This is a genomic window from Actinobacillus seminis (assembly GCF_002263215.1).
Lineage (GTDB): Bacteria > Pseudomonadota > Gammaproteobacteria > Enterobacterales > Pasteurellaceae > Actinobacillus_B > Actinobacillus_B seminis.
In genome coordinates, this window is the sequence record NZ_NLFK01000001.1 from 352,368 (window position 1) to 368,559 (window position 16,192).

14 protein-coding genes are annotated in these 16,192 nt (G+C 41.3%); 7 read left to right on the forward strand and 7 right to left on the reverse strand.

Going from position 1 to position 16,192, the window contains the following annotated elements; translation table 11 throughout:
- Window positions 1-68: 68 nt before the first annotated feature.
- Window positions 69-2,084, forward strand: coding sequence for a bifunctional tRNA (5-methylaminomethyl-2-thiouridine)(34)-methyltransferase MnmC2/FAD-dependent 5-carboxymethylaminomethyl-2-thiouridine(34) oxidoreductase MnmC1 (gene mnmC, locus CFY87_RS01740; protein WP_094945578.1), 2,016 nt, complete (start codon window positions 69-71; stop codon window positions 2,082-2,084).
- Here the strand turns inward: mnmC and CFY87_RS12620 are convergent.
- The 6 genes from CFY87_RS12620 to CFY87_RS01765 all read right to left on the reverse strand — a co-directional run bounded on the left by CFY87_RS12620 (window position 2,061) and on the right by CFY87_RS01765 (window position 7,975).
- Window positions 2,061-2,375 (reverse strand): hypothetical protein, encoded by a 315-nt coding sequence (locus tag CFY87_RS12620; protein ID WP_094945579.1) that lies wholly within the window; start codon window positions 2,373-2,375, stop codon window positions 2,061-2,063. The genes mnmC and CFY87_RS12620 overlap by 24 nt on opposite strands.
- A 44-nt stretch (window positions 2,376-2,419) precedes the next feature.
- Complete coding sequence (locus CFY87_RS12625) at window positions 2,420-2,587, reverse strand: hypothetical protein (protein ID WP_158216597.1); 168 nt, start codon at window positions 2,585-2,587, stop codon at window positions 2,420-2,422.
- A gap of 96 nt (window positions 2,588-2,683) precedes the next feature.
- Complete coding sequence (locus CFY87_RS01750) at window positions 2,684-3,631, reverse strand: sigma 54-interacting transcriptional regulator (protein ID WP_094945580.1); 948 nt, start codon at window positions 3,629-3,631, stop codon at window positions 2,684-2,686.
- Window positions 3,632-3,768: 137 nt separating this feature from the next.
- Window positions 3,769-5,163: an MFS transporter gene (locus CFY87_RS01755; RefSeq protein ID WP_201793230.1), complete on the reverse strand. Its 1,395-nt coding sequence runs from the start codon at window positions 5,161-5,163 to the stop codon at window positions 3,769-3,771.
- Between the two features lie 297 nt (window positions 5,164-5,460).
- Window positions 5,461-6,540 (reverse strand): TIGR01620 family protein, encoded by a 1,080-nt coding sequence (locus CFY87_RS01760; protein WP_094945581.1) that lies wholly within the window; start codon window positions 6,538-6,540, stop codon window positions 5,461-5,463.
- A gap of 28 nt (window positions 6,541-6,568) precedes the next feature.
- The gene (locus tag CFY87_RS01765) at window positions 6,569-7,975 is read right to left on the reverse strand and encodes a YcjX family GTP-binding protein (RefSeq protein WP_094945582.1); all 1,407 of its coding nucleotides are present in this window, start codon (window positions 7,973-7,975) and stop codon (window positions 6,569-6,571) included.
- Window positions 7,976-8,041: 66 nt separating this feature from the next.
- Here CFY87_RS01765 and CFY87_RS01770 point away from each other — a divergent pair, with 66 nt between their 5' ends.
- The 6 genes from CFY87_RS01770 to metX all read left to right on the forward strand — a co-directional run bounded on the left by CFY87_RS01770 (window position 8,042) and on the right by metX (window position 14,830).
- Window positions 8,042-9,742, forward strand: coding sequence for an ABC transporter substrate-binding protein (locus CFY87_RS01770; protein WP_094945583.1), 1,701 nt, complete (start codon window positions 8,042-8,044; stop codon window positions 9,740-9,742).
- Complete coding sequence (locus CFY87_RS01775) at window positions 9,739-10,704, forward strand: ABC transporter permease (RefSeq protein WP_094945584.1); 966 nt, start codon at window positions 9,739-9,741, stop codon at window positions 10,702-10,704. Before CFY87_RS01770 ends, CFY87_RS01775 begins: the two co-directional genes overlap by 4 nt.
- A complete protein-coding gene (locus CFY87_RS01780) occupies window positions 10,694-11,581 on the forward strand; it encodes an ABC transporter permease subunit (RefSeq protein WP_094945585.1) in 888 nt (295 codons plus the stop codon). Before CFY87_RS01775 ends, CFY87_RS01780 begins: the two co-directional genes overlap by 11 nt.
- 8 nt (window positions 11,582-11,589) lie before the next feature.
- Window positions 11,590-12,645: a peptide ABC transporter ATP-binding protein gene (locus CFY87_RS01785; RefSeq protein ID WP_094945586.1), complete on the forward strand. Its 1,056-nt coding sequence runs from the start codon at window positions 11,590-11,592 to the stop codon at window positions 12,643-12,645.
- The gene (locus tag CFY87_RS01790; protein ID WP_094945587.1) at window positions 12,642-13,445 is read left to right on the forward strand and encodes a peptide ABC transporter ATP-binding protein; all 804 of its coding nucleotides are present in this window, start codon (window positions 12,642-12,644) and stop codon (window positions 13,443-13,445) included. Before CFY87_RS01785 ends, CFY87_RS01790 begins: the two co-directional genes overlap by 4 nt.
- Before the next feature lie 296 nt (window positions 13,446-13,741).
- Entirely contained in the window at window positions 13,742-14,830 is a 1,089-nt protein-coding gene (metX, locus tag CFY87_RS01795) for a homoserine O-acetyltransferase MetX (RefSeq protein WP_094945588.1), read from the forward strand.
- Between the two features lie 92 nt (window positions 14,831-14,922).
- Here metX and CFY87_RS01800 read toward each other — a convergent pair whose 3' ends face one another.
- Window positions 14,923-15,969 (reverse strand): porin, encoded by a 1,047-nt coding sequence (locus CFY87_RS01800; RefSeq protein ID WP_094945589.1) that lies wholly within the window; start codon window positions 15,967-15,969, stop codon window positions 14,923-14,925.
- Between the last annotated feature and the right edge of the window lie 223 nt (window positions 15,970-16,192).

A 16,192-nucleotide genomic window follows, 5' to 3' on the forward strand; every position in this document is an offset into this window, starting at 1 on the left:
TAGACCAATACAAAAATTTTCGCTATTATAACAAAAATCATTTACTCAACAAAGAGATAAACGACATCATGTTCAACGTAAGTCAAGCAGAGATATATTTTAATCACAACAACACGCCTGTCTCTGCACAATTCGAGGACGTCTATTTTTCCAACCAAGACGGTTTAGCCGAAAGCACCTATGTTTTTCAACAAGGAAATCAATTATGGGAACGTTGGTGCCATTTTCCTCATACGCATTTCACCATTGCTGAAACCGGTTTTGGGACTGGACTAAATTTTTTATCGGTTACAACCCTTTTTCGCCAATTTCGAGCGCAATTTCCTCAATCACCGTTAAAACGCTTATTTTTTATTTCCTTTGAAAAGTACCCGTTGCCGGTGGAAATTTTGCGCCAAGCACATCAAACTTACCCGCAATTTGGCGAATTAAGTCAACAATTACAAACCCATTGGCAAGCTTTTATCGTTGGTTGCTACCCATTTCATTTTGCTGAAACCCGCTTGGATTTATGGCTGGGCGACATTGCCGACAACCTGCCACAGCTGGGCGATTATATGCAAAATAAAATTGACGCTTGGTTTTTAGATGGGTTTGCGCCGAGTAAAAATCCACAAATGTGGCAGCCTAACTTGCTCAATCTTATCTTTCGCTATACTAAGCCACAAGGCACCTTTGCCACCTTTACCGCGGCAAGTGCGGTCAGAAAAAACCTGGAATTTGCCGGATTTAAAGTTCACAAACGGGCAGGCTTCGCGAAAAAACGAGAATGTTTACACGGAATGAAACCGCAAGCCGACGAAACGCCCGCCAATACGCCATGGTATTTACCACAGCCGGCAAAATTGGCGCAGGAGAACGCCGATATTGCCATTGTCGGCGGCGGAATTGCCTCATTATTCACCGCACTTTCCTTGTTACAACGTGGTGCCAATGTGACCCTTTATTGCGAAGATGAGGCACTGGCGCTCAATGCATCAGGCAATAAACAAGGGGCATTTTATCCGCAACTTAGCGACGACGATCATCGCAATATCCGTTTTTATATCCACGCCTTTGCTTACGGATTGCAACAATTACATTGGCTGATTGCGCAACAAATTGAATTTGAACATGAATTTTGTGGCGTTGGGTTATGTGCTTATGACGAAAAAAGCGCTAAAAAATTAGCCAAAATTGCTGATTATTCTTGGTCTGCGCAATTGTATCAGCCGCTCAATGCCGCCCAATTAAGCGAAAAAGTTGGTTTACCCTTGCCTTGTGGCGGCGGCTTTATCAAACAAGGCGCATGGCTTGCACCGCGTCAATTGGTGCAAAATACCTTTGCCTATTTGCAAAAGTGCGGTGTAAAAATCAAAACTTTACAAAAAATCACCGCACTGGAGCGCCAATCTCAATGGGTATTAACCAATGCCCAAGGTGAAAAAATGGTGCATGAGGTCGTCGTGCTAGCCAATGGGCATCAAATTACCGATTTTGCTCAAACGGAAAAATTGGCGCTGTATCCGGTGCGCGGTCAAGTGAGCCAAATTCTTACTTCTCCACATCTATTGAAATTGAAATCCGTCCTGTGTTACGACGGGTATTTAACGCCCGTTGACCAAGCCAAACAATCCCATTGTATCGGTGCAAGCCATGTGCGTGATAATGCCGAACGTACATTTAGCGTGCAGGAACAACAGGAAAACCAACAAAAAATTCAACACAATTTGGCATCAGTAGATTGGGTTAATGACGTGGATACCTCCGGCAATCAAGCGCGTATCGGCGTGCGTTGCGCAACCCGCGATCGCATTCCAATGCTGGGCAATGTGTCCGATTTTGCGCAGCAGCGCCAACAATATCATAACCTATTTAACCTGCGGCGCCGAAAACAACCGATTGAAAATGCCGCTTATTTTCCTAATCTTTATCTCGTCGCTGCACTGGGATCACGTGGATTAACCTCCGCACCTTTGTTGGGCGAAATTCTCGCCTCACTTATCTATGCCGAACCCTTACCGCTGCGGGAAGATATTCTGCAACAACTCTCGCCTAACCGAAATTGGGTGCGTAAATGGCTAAAAGGAAGCATAGTGGATTAACTTATTTAAGCTGCCAAATATCCAATAATAAATTGCCTCTTGTTGCAATTGGTTTTCCGACAAATCGCTAAAGCCCAAAGAAAATAAGAGGCGTTGCTCATAATCCACCGGATAAACCACAATTCCCTTTTGCAATGCAAGTGCGGTCAATTTTCCCTGCGTTTTTTCTTGCTCAAGAATTTCAATCAGCAAATAAAACCCGGAATGCTCCCTATAATAACGCACTTTGGATTTGCAATTTGCCAATAATTGACAAAATAACTCCTTCTTTTTACGATAAATTTTGCGCATCCGTTGAATATGCTTGGCAAATTCACCTTGCTGTATAAAATTGGTTAAACGTTGCCGCTCAAAGCGGGAAACGGAAGAATGAAAAAATCACAATATTGATGATAGACACCAAGCAACGATTTAGGGAGTACCATAAAACTGATACGCAATCCCTGCATAATTAATTTAGAAAAAGAGCCGAGATAAATCACTTTTCCATGTAAATCAAGCATTAAGTTCACGTTTGAACGGCACTTTCTCGCCGGATTATGAGCTGAATTTAAAAAATCGGGTCTTTTTTACTTGTTACGCCAAGAAAATATCAGAATTTATGATTTCCCTATCCCATAGTTTTTTAATTTATTGGCAATAGCAGTATGCGATACCCCCAAGCGAGCAGCAAGTTTACGAGTGCTCGGGTATTGCTCATAAAATTTACGTAATACCATGGCTTCGAAATTGCTCATAATTTCATCTAAAGTTTTATTGCCAAATTCTTCAATTTTAAGTGGTATACTGTCTTTTCTCGTCAACGCTAAATCCGCTAACCTAATCCGATTATTCTGCGCAAGCGTACAGGCACGAACAAGGGCATTATGCAACTCGCGCACATTTCCCTTCCAAGCATAGCTTTTTAAAAAAGGCAATATATTATCTTCAAGACGAGGAATAGAAATCGCTAAACTTTCACAAATTTGCCGGATAAAAAGTGTAGTGAATGCCACAATATCTTCCGGACGTTCACGCAAAGGAGGGATAGTCAAACTGAGAACATTCAAACGGTGAAATAAATCACCACGCATTTTGCCATCTTCAACATAACGTTGTAGTGGCACTTGCGAAGTACAAATCACCCGCACATCAGCGAAATGTTCTTTTTCTTCACCAACACGACGAAAGGTGCCATCATTGAGAAAACGCAATAACTTGGCTTGTAATAACAAAGGTAATTCTGCAACACTGTCAAGCAGCACCGTGCCACCGTTGGCATATTCGAAAAAACCTATACTCTCATAACCTTTATCTACCCGTCCGAACATTTCGCTTTCCGCATCATCACTTGGCAAACCCGCACAATTTACCGCAATAAATTTTTTATCGCACCTTGCACCGGCGTTATGGCAAGCACGCGCAAGTAAATCTTTTCCGGTTCCGGTTTCGCCCTGAATAAGCAGCGGGGCATTCAAGACAGCAAATTTCTTCGCATTTTCCACTACAGAATGCATATTATTACTTTCAGCGATAAGATCATCAAAAGAGACGGTTTTGCTTTGCATAAATTATTCTCCGGCAATATCTTTGTTCCATAACACGTTGTTCAGTAACAGATTATTATCAAACCGTAATGGATTAATTACACTTTACGCATAAAAAATACCGCAGTGACTAAAAGTGCGGTATTCTTTTATTTATTTTAAAAACCTGTTCGATCTTCGCCTTTTACTGCATCGGTAACAATAGTCATATCGCGATCCAAGGTTTCCGGCACAAATAATGTCGCCAAGAAAGAACACAGCATAGTAAAGCCAATGTAAATAGCAATAGGTAACCACGTACCGTAAGCAAGCAGTAGAAATGAACAAATCATAGGAGCAATACCACCACCGATTAAGGACGAAATTTCACGAGCTACAGTAACTCCGGCGTAGCGATACCTTGTACCGAATAGCTCCGGGAAATAAGCCATTTGTACGCCAACATTCCCATAAGCCGCGAAAATATAACCCAATATAACCGCAACACTGACTAAAAAGACGGATCCGCTATCCAATAAGTTGAAATAAATAAATGGCATAATCGTTGCCAATCCGGCGATCAACAAATATATGGGTTTTCGTCCAAACCGATCGGATAATGCACCCCACATAAAAGCGGAGATCATGCCGATAAAGGCTCCGATAAGTTGGATATCGGTAATCGTAGAACGTGGAAAAAAATCGGTTGTACCGGTTAAAAAAACATGTGCTGTGACATAGGTTACAAAAAAAGTTTGCACGGTGTAAGAATTCGTATTTGGTCCCCAATTCATTATGGCAACCTGTACAATGCGTTTCCAACCATATTTTACCGATTGAACTAACGGAGCCTCTGTTTTGTGATTTTCTGATGTCGATCTTTTTAGTTGCTCAAATACCGGCGACTCCGCCAAATGGCGGCGAATTAACCAAGCAGCAATGGTCACAATAACAGAAAATAAAAATACAATCCGCCATCCCCAATTAATGAAATCCTGCTCAGGAATTAACCATTGGATAACGGAAAACATGAAGGTGCCACATACCGTTCCCGCCGCAGCACCCACCATTACCGAGGAACTTAAACGTCCACGCTGACCAATCCGAGCAGTTTCTGCTAATAATGTCGCACTACCGGATTGCTCCGCACCAGCCCCCAAACCTTGTAATAAACGTAATAGAAATAATAAAATCGGTGCTGCAATTCCAATGGATTCATAACTTGGAATACAGCCGATGAGAAAGGTAGCAACGCCCATTAATGCTAATGTCATGACCAGTACCCATTTTCTACCGTAAACCTCACCAAAATGGGCAAAAATAATGCCGCCAATAGGGCGGGCTAAAAATCCTACTGCAAACCCGGCAAATGCCATCAATGCACCGGCAAGCGGATCGGATTGCGGGAAAAAGACTTGAGGAAAAACTAATGCTGCTGCTAAACCATAGATCGCAAAATCAAATTGTTCCAGCATAGTCCCCACACCGCCAGCCAATGCCGCAGCACGGACATTTTTTTCAGAACGGGCATGGTTATAAATATCTGTACGATTATTGTGTTCTTGTTGAGGCACTATAACAACTCCATAATTAAGATTAAATTGAGTATCTCTCCTAAATCAAGAAAAAAGGCTTACCGACTTAGAATACAAAACGGAGTCTACTCTTGGCAGAAAGCTTGTGAGGGCTAAGAAATACCCGTTTAAGCCCTGTCGCTATGCCTTAACGTTAGGAGAAACATGGAAGACATCTCTGTGAAAAAATCATTGTACCAATTTTTATACCTTATATCCATATGCCCTAAAGAACGTAGTTTTTATCGCAAGTTCCGATAAAATAGCACCTTTTTTAAAACAAACGATAAGAAAAATTTACACTTTTGTTTTCTCTTTGATTTTTTCGCCGCCCAACACCGTGGTTTTCAATTGACTTAATAGGTCTTTTTGAACGGTACCTAAGCGCAATTTTTCCTCTTTGCTCAATACCAACGGACGACAAAATTCTATCGTCTTAATGCCTAAACGCGCAGTTAATAATCCCACGCCGATCCCTTGCGCGATACGAGCAGATAATTTGGCGGTCATATCTTGCGATAACCAATCCATACCAATATCCTGCACGACTTCAGTCGCGCCGGCAAACGCCATGTTTAAAAACACCATACGCAATAAACGAAGTCGACTGACATAACCCGGATCAATACCATATAATCCGGCTAACCGATTGATTAAACGAATATTTCGCCATGCCATAAAAAATATATCCACCACCGCCAGCGGACTTACGGAAACGATCACAGCCGACTCCAATACACTTTTACTAATTAATTTTTTCGCTTGTATATCCAACGGTTTTAACACAGTTTGGCTAAATAAATGCGCCACTTCTTGTGCGGAATAACTGTCGTTTAATTGCTTTTTCCACTGCTGCATTGTGGGCGATTGCACATCCAGTTTCATATTTTGCGCGATTTCCAAACAAAGTTTTTCTCCTTGTTCCGCCGTTTGCAAACCTGATGAAAAATCAACCGCACTTTCTAACATCAAACGCCCACTTTGTTGTTGCAATTGCATCCGTCGTTTAAGTTTTGCCAATTGGCGCCATTCTTTCACAATCGCGACAACACCCGACATCACCACCACAAATCCCACCAAAGCAAAGGCGAAATAAATCCATTGATGTTGTTGCCAAGTGTCAATTAACCATTGCACCGATTGTGCAATGGTCGCACCGCCGAATAAAAGTGCGGTCAATCCTAAGCATTTTTTCCACCAACGCGGTTTAGGGCGGATAATTTGCCCCAAATTTTCCGTTATCCATTCCGCTTCCGGTTCCTCTGTATTGTCTACTTCAACGTTAGCATTGCTCAAATCAAATTCTTTTTTGGGCACAAACTCGTCATCAAGCGTTTCAACATGAGCATCATTTTGTTCAAAAATCTGTTTTTGCATAATTTTTTCGGTTTTCCTCGATTGTCCGTCAATCTAATTTATCCGCTAATAAAAATTGCAATACCGCATCCATGCGTAAGTGCGGTAGGTTTTCGCCCGGCTCTAAGCGTTGCGGTTCAAATTGATCAAATTCATATTTCTGTTGCGCCCAAAAATCCGCTGTAGGCAAGCGGCTTGGCACGGATCCGGGATAGAGGGTCACTTTTTGTTTATCGCTGGAACGAATGCCTTGAATTGCCTTAAATTGTTGGCCATTTTGCGTGATGTTCAACTGTTGCGTGGCGCGAATAGCGGCAATGGCGGTATATTCCGTTTGAATTCCCTCATATTCTACATAACGCCCACCCTCTTGCACCAGTTGACGCATTAAGCTGACCAAATTTGGCAGTTGATCGCTGGTGATGTGATCGGCTTTGGTCGCAATAAACATCAGCTTATCAATACGCGGCGAAAATAATCGATTAAGCAAGGTGCGTTTACCATAATGGAAATTCTTAAATAATTGCTGTAAGCCCTCTTGCATATCCAAAAACGCTTGGCGGCTGTGGTTAAGCGGCGTTAAACAATCGGCTAAAATCACTTGGCGGTCAAAGGTAGAAAAATAATCCTGATAAAATCCTTTGACAATATGGCGGCGGTAGTAATCATAGCGTTGCTGCAATACGGAAAAGTAGCTGCCCTTGGCGTCTTGTTTAATTGGCTGCCATTGCTTGATACTTAAATGCGATAAGGGGAAAAATTGTAACGTCGGCGCGCCTTCCAATTCGCCGGGCAAAACAAAACGCCCCGGTTGAATAAAATGCAAGCCTTGTTGTTTGCATTGCCATAAATAAGCGGTATAGGCTTTAGCAATTTTAGCCAGCACATCTTCGTCGGCAGGCGCGCTTAAATCCAGCCGTTTTAATTGCGCCAGCCAATCAGCGCCAATGTCTGCACGCATGCCTTTAAATAACTGTTGTTGCGCCAAAGACCATTGCTGATAGCTCAAATCCAATAGCGGCAAATCTAATAACCATTCGCCCGGATAATCAAAAATATCCAAGTATAATGTGCCTTGCTCTTTAAGATGACGCATTAAACCTTGCCGGCGTTGATAACGAATTGCCAGGCGAGTTTCGCTGACACCGCGTGTCGACCGGCACCATTGCGGCGGCTCCGCCATGAGATCTCGTAAATTACCCTCATAATCAAAGCGTGGAATTTTCAAATCCAATTGTCCAATACGTTTTACGCCGGTAATCGATAAATTACGCGCAGGTTCAAAGAGCGGAATATGATGATTACTCACGCGATTGATATGTAATAATTGGCTAATCAAACTGGTAATAAACGCGGTTTTCCCGCTACGACTTAATCCGGTAACCGCCAAACGCAAAGTGCGGTCAAAACTACGATTAATTAGGCTATCCAATTCTTTTTGTATATAATTAAACATTCTTAGTTTCTAACTTAAATTAAATATCTTACAATCTGGCTATAATTTATCACAAATATAGATTTTATGTTGACTAGAAATATTATCGCCCTTTGCACATTTCTCGGTTTATTTACGCTTTGCGAAAATGTCCTTGCGGCGCCGAAAGTGCCGGAAACGCTGACACAAAACGGTTTGGTTTATTGCACCTATCCCGGCGGATTTTCTTTTAACCCGCAAACAGCGGATTCCGGAACAGGCATGAACGTCATTACCGAACAAATCTATAACAAATTATTTGAAATAAAAAATAATAGTGAAGTCCTCGTCCCCGTGTTGGCAACGTCTTACTCGGTTTCTGCAGATGGTAAAACTATTACAATTCATTTACGCCGCGGGGTGAAATTTCATAAAACCCCATGGTTTACACCAACGCGAGATTTTAATGCGGATGATGTGGTTTTTTCCTTAAATCGAGTGTTGGGGCAAAATATGGGATTGCCCGAATTGGATCAAAATGTAAAAAATTACAGTAACCCACAATACAAAATTTTCCATGAACGGGCGAAAAAAGTCCGCTTTCCTTATTTTGAAAGTATTCGTTTAAATGAAAAAATCGAATCGGTTAAAGCGATTAATCCTTATCAAGTGCAAATTACCCTGTTTGCGCCCGATTCATCCATTTTATCCCATTTAGCCAGCCAGTATGCGATTATTTTTTCACAAGAATATGCAGTGCAATTAAATTCTGACGATAATTTAGTGCAACTGGATTTGTTGCCGGTGGGAACAGGTCCTTACCAAGTGAAAGATTATTTCCATAATCAATATGTCCGTTTAATTCGCAACAATGATTATTGGAAAAAAAAGGCGAATATTGAAAACATTGTGGTTGATTTATCTACCGAGCGAAGCGGTCGCTTGGTAAAATTCTTTAATAATGAATGTCAAATTGTCTATTATCCTGAAGTGACGCAATTAGGATTACTACAAAAGAATAATAAAAAATACAACATCAAATCGACAGAAGGAATGAACCTCGCTTATATCGCTTTTAATCTTGCGCGCCCCTCAATGCAAAATGTAGAACTTCGTCGTGCCATTTCACATGCAATTAATCGAAAAAGGATAGTTCAAACGATTTATCACCAAACCGCGACTGTCGCAAATAACATTATTCCGTCAATTTCATGGGCGGCAAATATTAATACGCCTGACTTTGACTATGATTATGACCCACTCAAAGCGCAAGCCTATTTTAAAAATCGTAAAATAAATTTAAATTTATGGGTATTAAACGAGGAACAGGTTTATAATCCTTCGCCAATAAAAACCGCAGAATTAATCAAAGCTGATTTAGCAAAGGTTGGCGTGATGGTTAATATCCGTTTGGTAACGCGCACTTACCTCATGAAACAATTAAAAAATCAAAATGAAAATTACGATATGATTTTAGCCGGATGGCTTGGCGGAAATTTAGATCCGGACAGTTTTATACGCCCTGTTTTAGGATGTGACGCCGCCAATAACCTAACAAATCTATCAAACTGGTGTTATCGCGATTTTGAAGAACAAATGGACAGTGCATTAACAGCAACCGACTTACATGAACGGGAGCAATTTTATAATCAAGCACAAGCGATTATTTTAAGAGAATTGCCCCTTATTCCGTTAGCGAACGTAAAACGAGTACTGGTCGTTAATGCGAAAGTACAAGGTATCGAAATGACACCTTTTGGCATAATTGATTTTTCTGCGCTCTCAATTCAAGCGGGAGAAACACCATGATTTCCTCTTTCTTTCGCCATCTATTATTACTGGCAATTACCCTGTTAATTTTATCCCTGATAAGTTACAGTATTTTTCTACGCGATCCGCTCAATGAAGTGTTTGCTACGCCAAGTTTATTTTCCGGTTATCGTTTTTATATAAGTAATTTATTACAAGGTGATTTGGGAATAAGTTATGTCAGCGGAGAATCGCTAAAAGACGTCATATTTACCCTACTCCCATCCACATTGGAACTTTGTTTTAGTGCAATTTTGCTCGCTATTCTCTTTGGTATCCCATTAGGGATATTAGGTGCAGTTAATAGCAAGTACCTACCGGGAAAACTCATTCGTGCTTTCTCATCCCTCGGCTTATCTTTACCGGTATTTTGGGTTGCGCCTATTATCCTTTATATGGCAGCAATTTACTCATGGGAAATTTCTGCTATCGGACAGTATAATCTGTTATATGAAATCAAACCGGTCACCGGTTTTCATCTAATCGACGTATGGTTTATCGAGCAACCCTATCGCCTTAAAGCTATCCAAAATGCACTACAACATTTAGTATTGCCGACCTTGGTATTAACCATTCTGCCAACAATGGAAATTACCCGCATAGTCCAACAACGGGCAGAATTTTTAATTGAACAAAATTATGTCAAAATAGCGGCAACCCGAGGTTGGTCAAAATGGAAAATATTGCGTACCCACATTATACGCAATACCCTCCCCTTACTTCTTCCCTCCATGACCCGTTTATTTACCTTGGTCATGGCACAATGTATGCTTACAGAGGCGACATTTGGCTGGTCGGGAATCGGGCGCTGGTTGATTGATGCGGTAAGCCAACAGGATTACAACAGCATTTCTACCGGCATTATCGTGATTGGATTATGTATTATTAGCGTCAACCTGATCGTATTGATCCTCACTTTTATCGTTGATCCGTTAAATAAGAAAGGCTGGTATGCAAGATAGAGAACCGGAAGACTTTAGACAAACCACCGCATTGCGCGATATTTGGCAACTTTTTAGTCAAGATAAAATTGCCCTGACAAGTTTTTATCTCTTTTTATTGCTAATTTTGACCGCACTTTTTAGTCGTTTTATTGCGCCTTATCACAGCGATCAGCAATTTATCGGCTTGGAACTGCTGCCGCCCTCTTGGGTACAAGGTGGGCAAATTGCCTACTTCTTCGGCACTGACGATATTGGTCGTGATGTATTCAGCCGTCTCATTATCGGCACCAGCTACACTTTTGGCGCGTCACTTATTGTGGTCATGTTTACTGCCATTTTAGGTAGCATTCTCGGCATATGGGCCGGCATGTCGCAAGGCATCAAATCTCGAATTCTCAATCATATTTTCGACAGCTTTCTCACCATCCCAATTTTGCTGATTGCCATTATTATTGCCACCCTAATGCAAGCCGGCTTGTTTAACGCCATGCTCGCCATTACCTTGGCGCTGCTCCCCTATTTTATTCATGAAATTTACAAAGCCATTCAAATAGAATTAAAAAAGGAATACGTACTGATGTTACGACTGGAAGGGGCGTCAAACTGGTTGCTGTTAAAAGAAACCATTTTGCCTAATATCAGCGCACAATATATTCGGGAAATCTCCCGCGCATTTACCATTGCCATTCTGGATATTAGCGCGCTCGGCTTTATTTCACTCGGCGCCCAGCGCCCAACGCCGGAATGGGGCGCGATGATTAAAGATTCTATCGAACTGATTTACTTGGCGCCTTGGGCAGCAATTTTACCTGGAGTGGCAATTATCACCAGCGTACTAATCAGCTTAATTTTTACCAATGGACTTTGTAAAGCCATGGAAAAATATTATCAATAGGACGAACAATGGCTTTACTTGATATTCGTAACCTGTGCATTGATATTCAAACCAACACAGGTAAATTCAGAATTGTAGATAACGTCAGTTTAACCCTAAACAAGGGAGAAATTTGCGGTTTAGTGGGTGAATCCGGTTCGGGGAAAAGTTTAATTGCCAAAGTGATTTGCAATGCAGTGAAAGAATCCTGGATTGTAAGTGCCGATCGTTTCCGTTTTAACGATATTGAATTATTGAAACTCAGCCCGAATAAACGTCGAAAATTAATCGGCAAAGAAATTTCCATGATTTTCCAAGAGCCGCTAAGTTGTTTAGACTCCAGTAAAAAAATCGGCAAACAAATTATCCAAAATATTCCGGCTTGGACCTTTAAAGGACGTTGGTGGCAATGGTTCGGCTGGAAAAAACGGCGCGCCATTGAATTGCTGCATCGTGTCGGGATAAAAGATCATAAAGAAATTATGAACAGCTATCCTCACGAAATAACCGAAGGTGAAGGTCAAAAAGTCATGATTGCCATGGCGGTCGCCAATCAACCGCGCCTGCTGATTGCTGATGAACCGACCAACTCCCTTGAGTCGATTACGCGCAGTCAAATTTTTCGCCTGCTTTCCAGCATGAATCAAAACCAAGGCACCTCTATCTTACTCGCCAGTAATGATATTAAAAGTATTAGCGAATGGTGCGACAGTTTTGTGATCCTCTATTGTGGGCAAAACGCCGAATCCGGCCCTACAGAAAGCATTTTAGACATGCCGCACCATCCTTATACCAAAGCCTTACTGCATTCGATTCCTGATTTTTCACAACCTCTACCGTTAAAAAGCCGGCTAAGTACCTTAAAAGGTACCGTGCCGCTATTGGAACAAATGCCAATCGGTTGTCGCTTAGGTCCACGTTGTCCCTTTGCACAAAAAAAATGTGTGGTAAAACCACCGTCTCGCCGCATTAAACAGCATGAATATTCATGCCACTATCCGTTAAATTTACGCGAAAATCAGCGCAAAGAAAAAGAAGCGCCAATGATGCCGCTTACGGTTAATAAAACAGAGGTGAAAGAATGAGAGCCTTATTAGAAGTGCAAGATTTATCCAAATATTTCTTTGATACCGTCGGAATCTGGGGCGTAAATAGCTTCGCCGCCATTGAAAATGTCAGCTTTGTCTTGGAACCTAAAAAAACCTTAGCAATCATTGGTAAAAACGGTTCCGGCAAATCGACCTTAGCAAAGATGATCGTCGGCATTATTGAACCCACCTCCGGAAAAATTATCTTCGACGGAAAACCGCTCACTTTCGGCGATTATCAATATCGCGCCCAACATATTCGCATGGTTTTCCAAGATAGCAACTCGGCATTTGATCCAAAATTGAATATTGGACAAATTTTAGATGTACCTCTGCGTTTAACTACAAACTTAGACGAAAGACAGCGCAATGAAAAAATCTTTTCCACCCTGCGTTTGGTCGGCTTACATCCGGATCATGCCAATATCAAAATTAACACCATGTCCGCCAGCCAAAAACAACGCATTGCCTTAGCGCGCGCCTTAATTTTAGAACCGGAAATCGTGATCACAGACGACGCTCTCGGCTTATTAGATACCACGGTAAAAACCCAACTCATAAACCTGATGTTGGAAATTCAAGAAAAACTCGGCATTGCTTATATTTATGTCGGGCAACATCTTGGCATGATCAAACATATTGCAGATCATGTGTTGGTAATGGACAACGGACAAGTGATCGAATACGGATCAACTCGACGCTTATTCACGCAACCCCACACCGACATCACCAAACGCTTAGTAGAAGGCCATTTCGGACGACTACTGACCGAGGACTCCTGGCGCGACGAAGGTTGAAAACCAATAAAATTAAAAAAATTTACCGCACTTTTTGCCTACTTCGCTCATCCCACTTTTACCGCTTCCGCGATTTACGCATTTAAGGAAACGCAGAAATCAGATGAGTTTTTATTACGCACACGATAAGTACTCGCCGGAAATAAAATGACGCACCTTTAGCAACAAAAAGCTCTCCACATAATAAGTAGTCTAAACATCCGGAAGTTTAGACGTCTAAAATTTCTTGACATTAGATCTTTGTCGCTGTAGTTTATGAGGTCAGGAAATAATTTATTATTTTGACGGAATAATCAATGGCAGTACAAAAAGCATTACTCTTTACCAATAAGTCGCTCTCTTTAGCTTTAGGCGGTGAACTGGAAAATATCGAGGTGGCTTACCAAACTTACGGGCAGTTAAACTCGGATAAAAGTAATGCAGTGCTGATTTGCCATGCGTTGACCGGTGATGCAGAACCTTATCATGCCGCTCCCAAAGAAAGAAGCGGATGGTGGCAAAGTTTTATGGGTGACGGACTTGCCTTAGATACGTCCAAATACTTTTTTATTTGCTCCAATGTATTGGGCGGCTGTAAAGGTACTACAGGCCCATCTTCGATTAACCCGCAAACGCAAAAGCCTTATGGCAGCTTGTTTCCAAATATTGTGGTGCAAGATTTAATTCAAGTGCAACACGAATTATTGACTTATTTACAAATTCCCCATTTACATGCCGTGATCGGCGGCTCTTTTGGCGGCATGCAGGCGACTCAATGGGCAATTGATTATCCGGATTACGTGGATAACGTCATCAATTTGTGTTCATCTCTATACTTGAGTGCGGAAGCTATCGGGTTTAATCATGTAATGCGCCAAGCAATTATCAATGATCCGAATTTTCACGGTGGGGATTATTATGACAAAACGCCGCCGACACAAGGATTGGCGATTGCCAGAATGTTGGGGATGTTAACCTATCGCACGGATGTACAATTAGCCAAAGCCTTTGGGCGGGCAACAAAAGCGGAAGGCGAATTTTGGGGTGATTATTTTCAAGTAGAATCCTATCTTAGCTATCAAGGACAAAAATTTCTTGATCGTTTTGACGCCAACAGTTATTTGCATTTATTACGCGCCTTGGATTTATATGATCCGGCGCTAAAATATGTCGATATTAAGACCGCACTTTCGCGCATTCAAGCGCGCTATACCCTTGTTGCGGTCAGCAATGATCAATTGTTTAAAATCATTGATCTGCATAAAAGCAAAGCCTTGTTGGAGCAAAGCAAGGTGGATTTACAATATTACGAATTTCCCTCCGATTACGGTCATGATGCTTTTTTAGTAGATTATGACTTTTTCGACGCGAAAATCCGTAGCGGATTAGAAAATAGCAATTCTTAATATATCAACGCCTTAATATCCTTGTTTTTCATATAATACCAATAAAAAACCATCCGAAAAGGATGGTTTTTTATCGTTAGGATTGCTTCAAATTAGAAGAATACGCGTAAACCTGTACCATAGATATGGTCTTTTTCAGTATTACCACTGATACCTTTTTTACGTTCTTGCTCATAAATTGCATAAGCCACAACGTTTTTGTGGAATTTATAGTCTAAACCAACTTGATAACGGTTTTTGATTACATCATCCTCATTCTTAACTCTAGTACGCTCATCCGCACGTTCCCATTGCGCAAAGAATGCAGAAGGCTCAGAGAATTGATAACGGAAGTCTGCCATTGCATAGCGACCTTTCTTATCCTCATCTGAAGAAATAGGGGACTCGTTTGAAGTTTTGGTTTGTCCATAGTTAAGCGCGAAGTAAACCGGACCGTAGGTATAACTACCGTGAACAACCCATTTACGATCTTTTTTCGTTGTTTCAGAAGTTACCAGTAAATCGTATTGGTTTTGGTTAAACGCCGCAGCAAATTCTACTTTTTGATCATCTGCGATATCATAGTTATAAAATGCTGCTACACCATAACCATTTTTATATTGATCATTAGCTGAAGCTTTATCTGAGTGACCGAATAAGTAATCAACACCGAAGCTGAAGCCATTCCATTCTGCAGAACGGAATTTTACAGATTTATCCGCACTACCGGTTAGCGGATTATATTCACCGGAGCGATAGTACGCGGCATCTTGAACAACATCATCTGAGTTTGTTGCTTGACGACCGAAAGTCAAAGTACCGACATCATCATATTTGAAACCGCCGAATAATTTACGAGTCGTTGGGTTACCAAAATTGCTTTTCGCCCCCTTTTGTTTGAAATGTTGTTCACCATCTTCAAAGCGAATTTCATAACCGGCAACCGCTGACAAACCATTACCTAAATCTTGGGCTGCCTTGATCCCGATACGGGAACTATCGTTGATCAAATCACCACGTTTGTCACCCACTTTACCTAAAAACGTACGGAAAGAACCGCCTAACTCAACTTTACTTCCATCTTGTTCATAGATAACGAATGCGTTTGCGGAAGTAGCCGCCATTGCTGCTACTGCTAATGCTACTAATGTCTTTTTCATAATAAATTCCTTTCCAGAATTAAGTTTGTTATAAGATTAGTGCCGAACTCTTCAAGAATTGAACTGTCAAAACTTGCTTAATCCGAGGCGAGCTAATATTGGCAAAGAAATATACGCCTGTCAATAAAAAAACAACAAAGTTCAATTAATTTGGTGATCATGATCACATTTCTATGTTTTATTTTCATTCTCTTTTCATACTAATGCACTTTTTGTTGTTTTT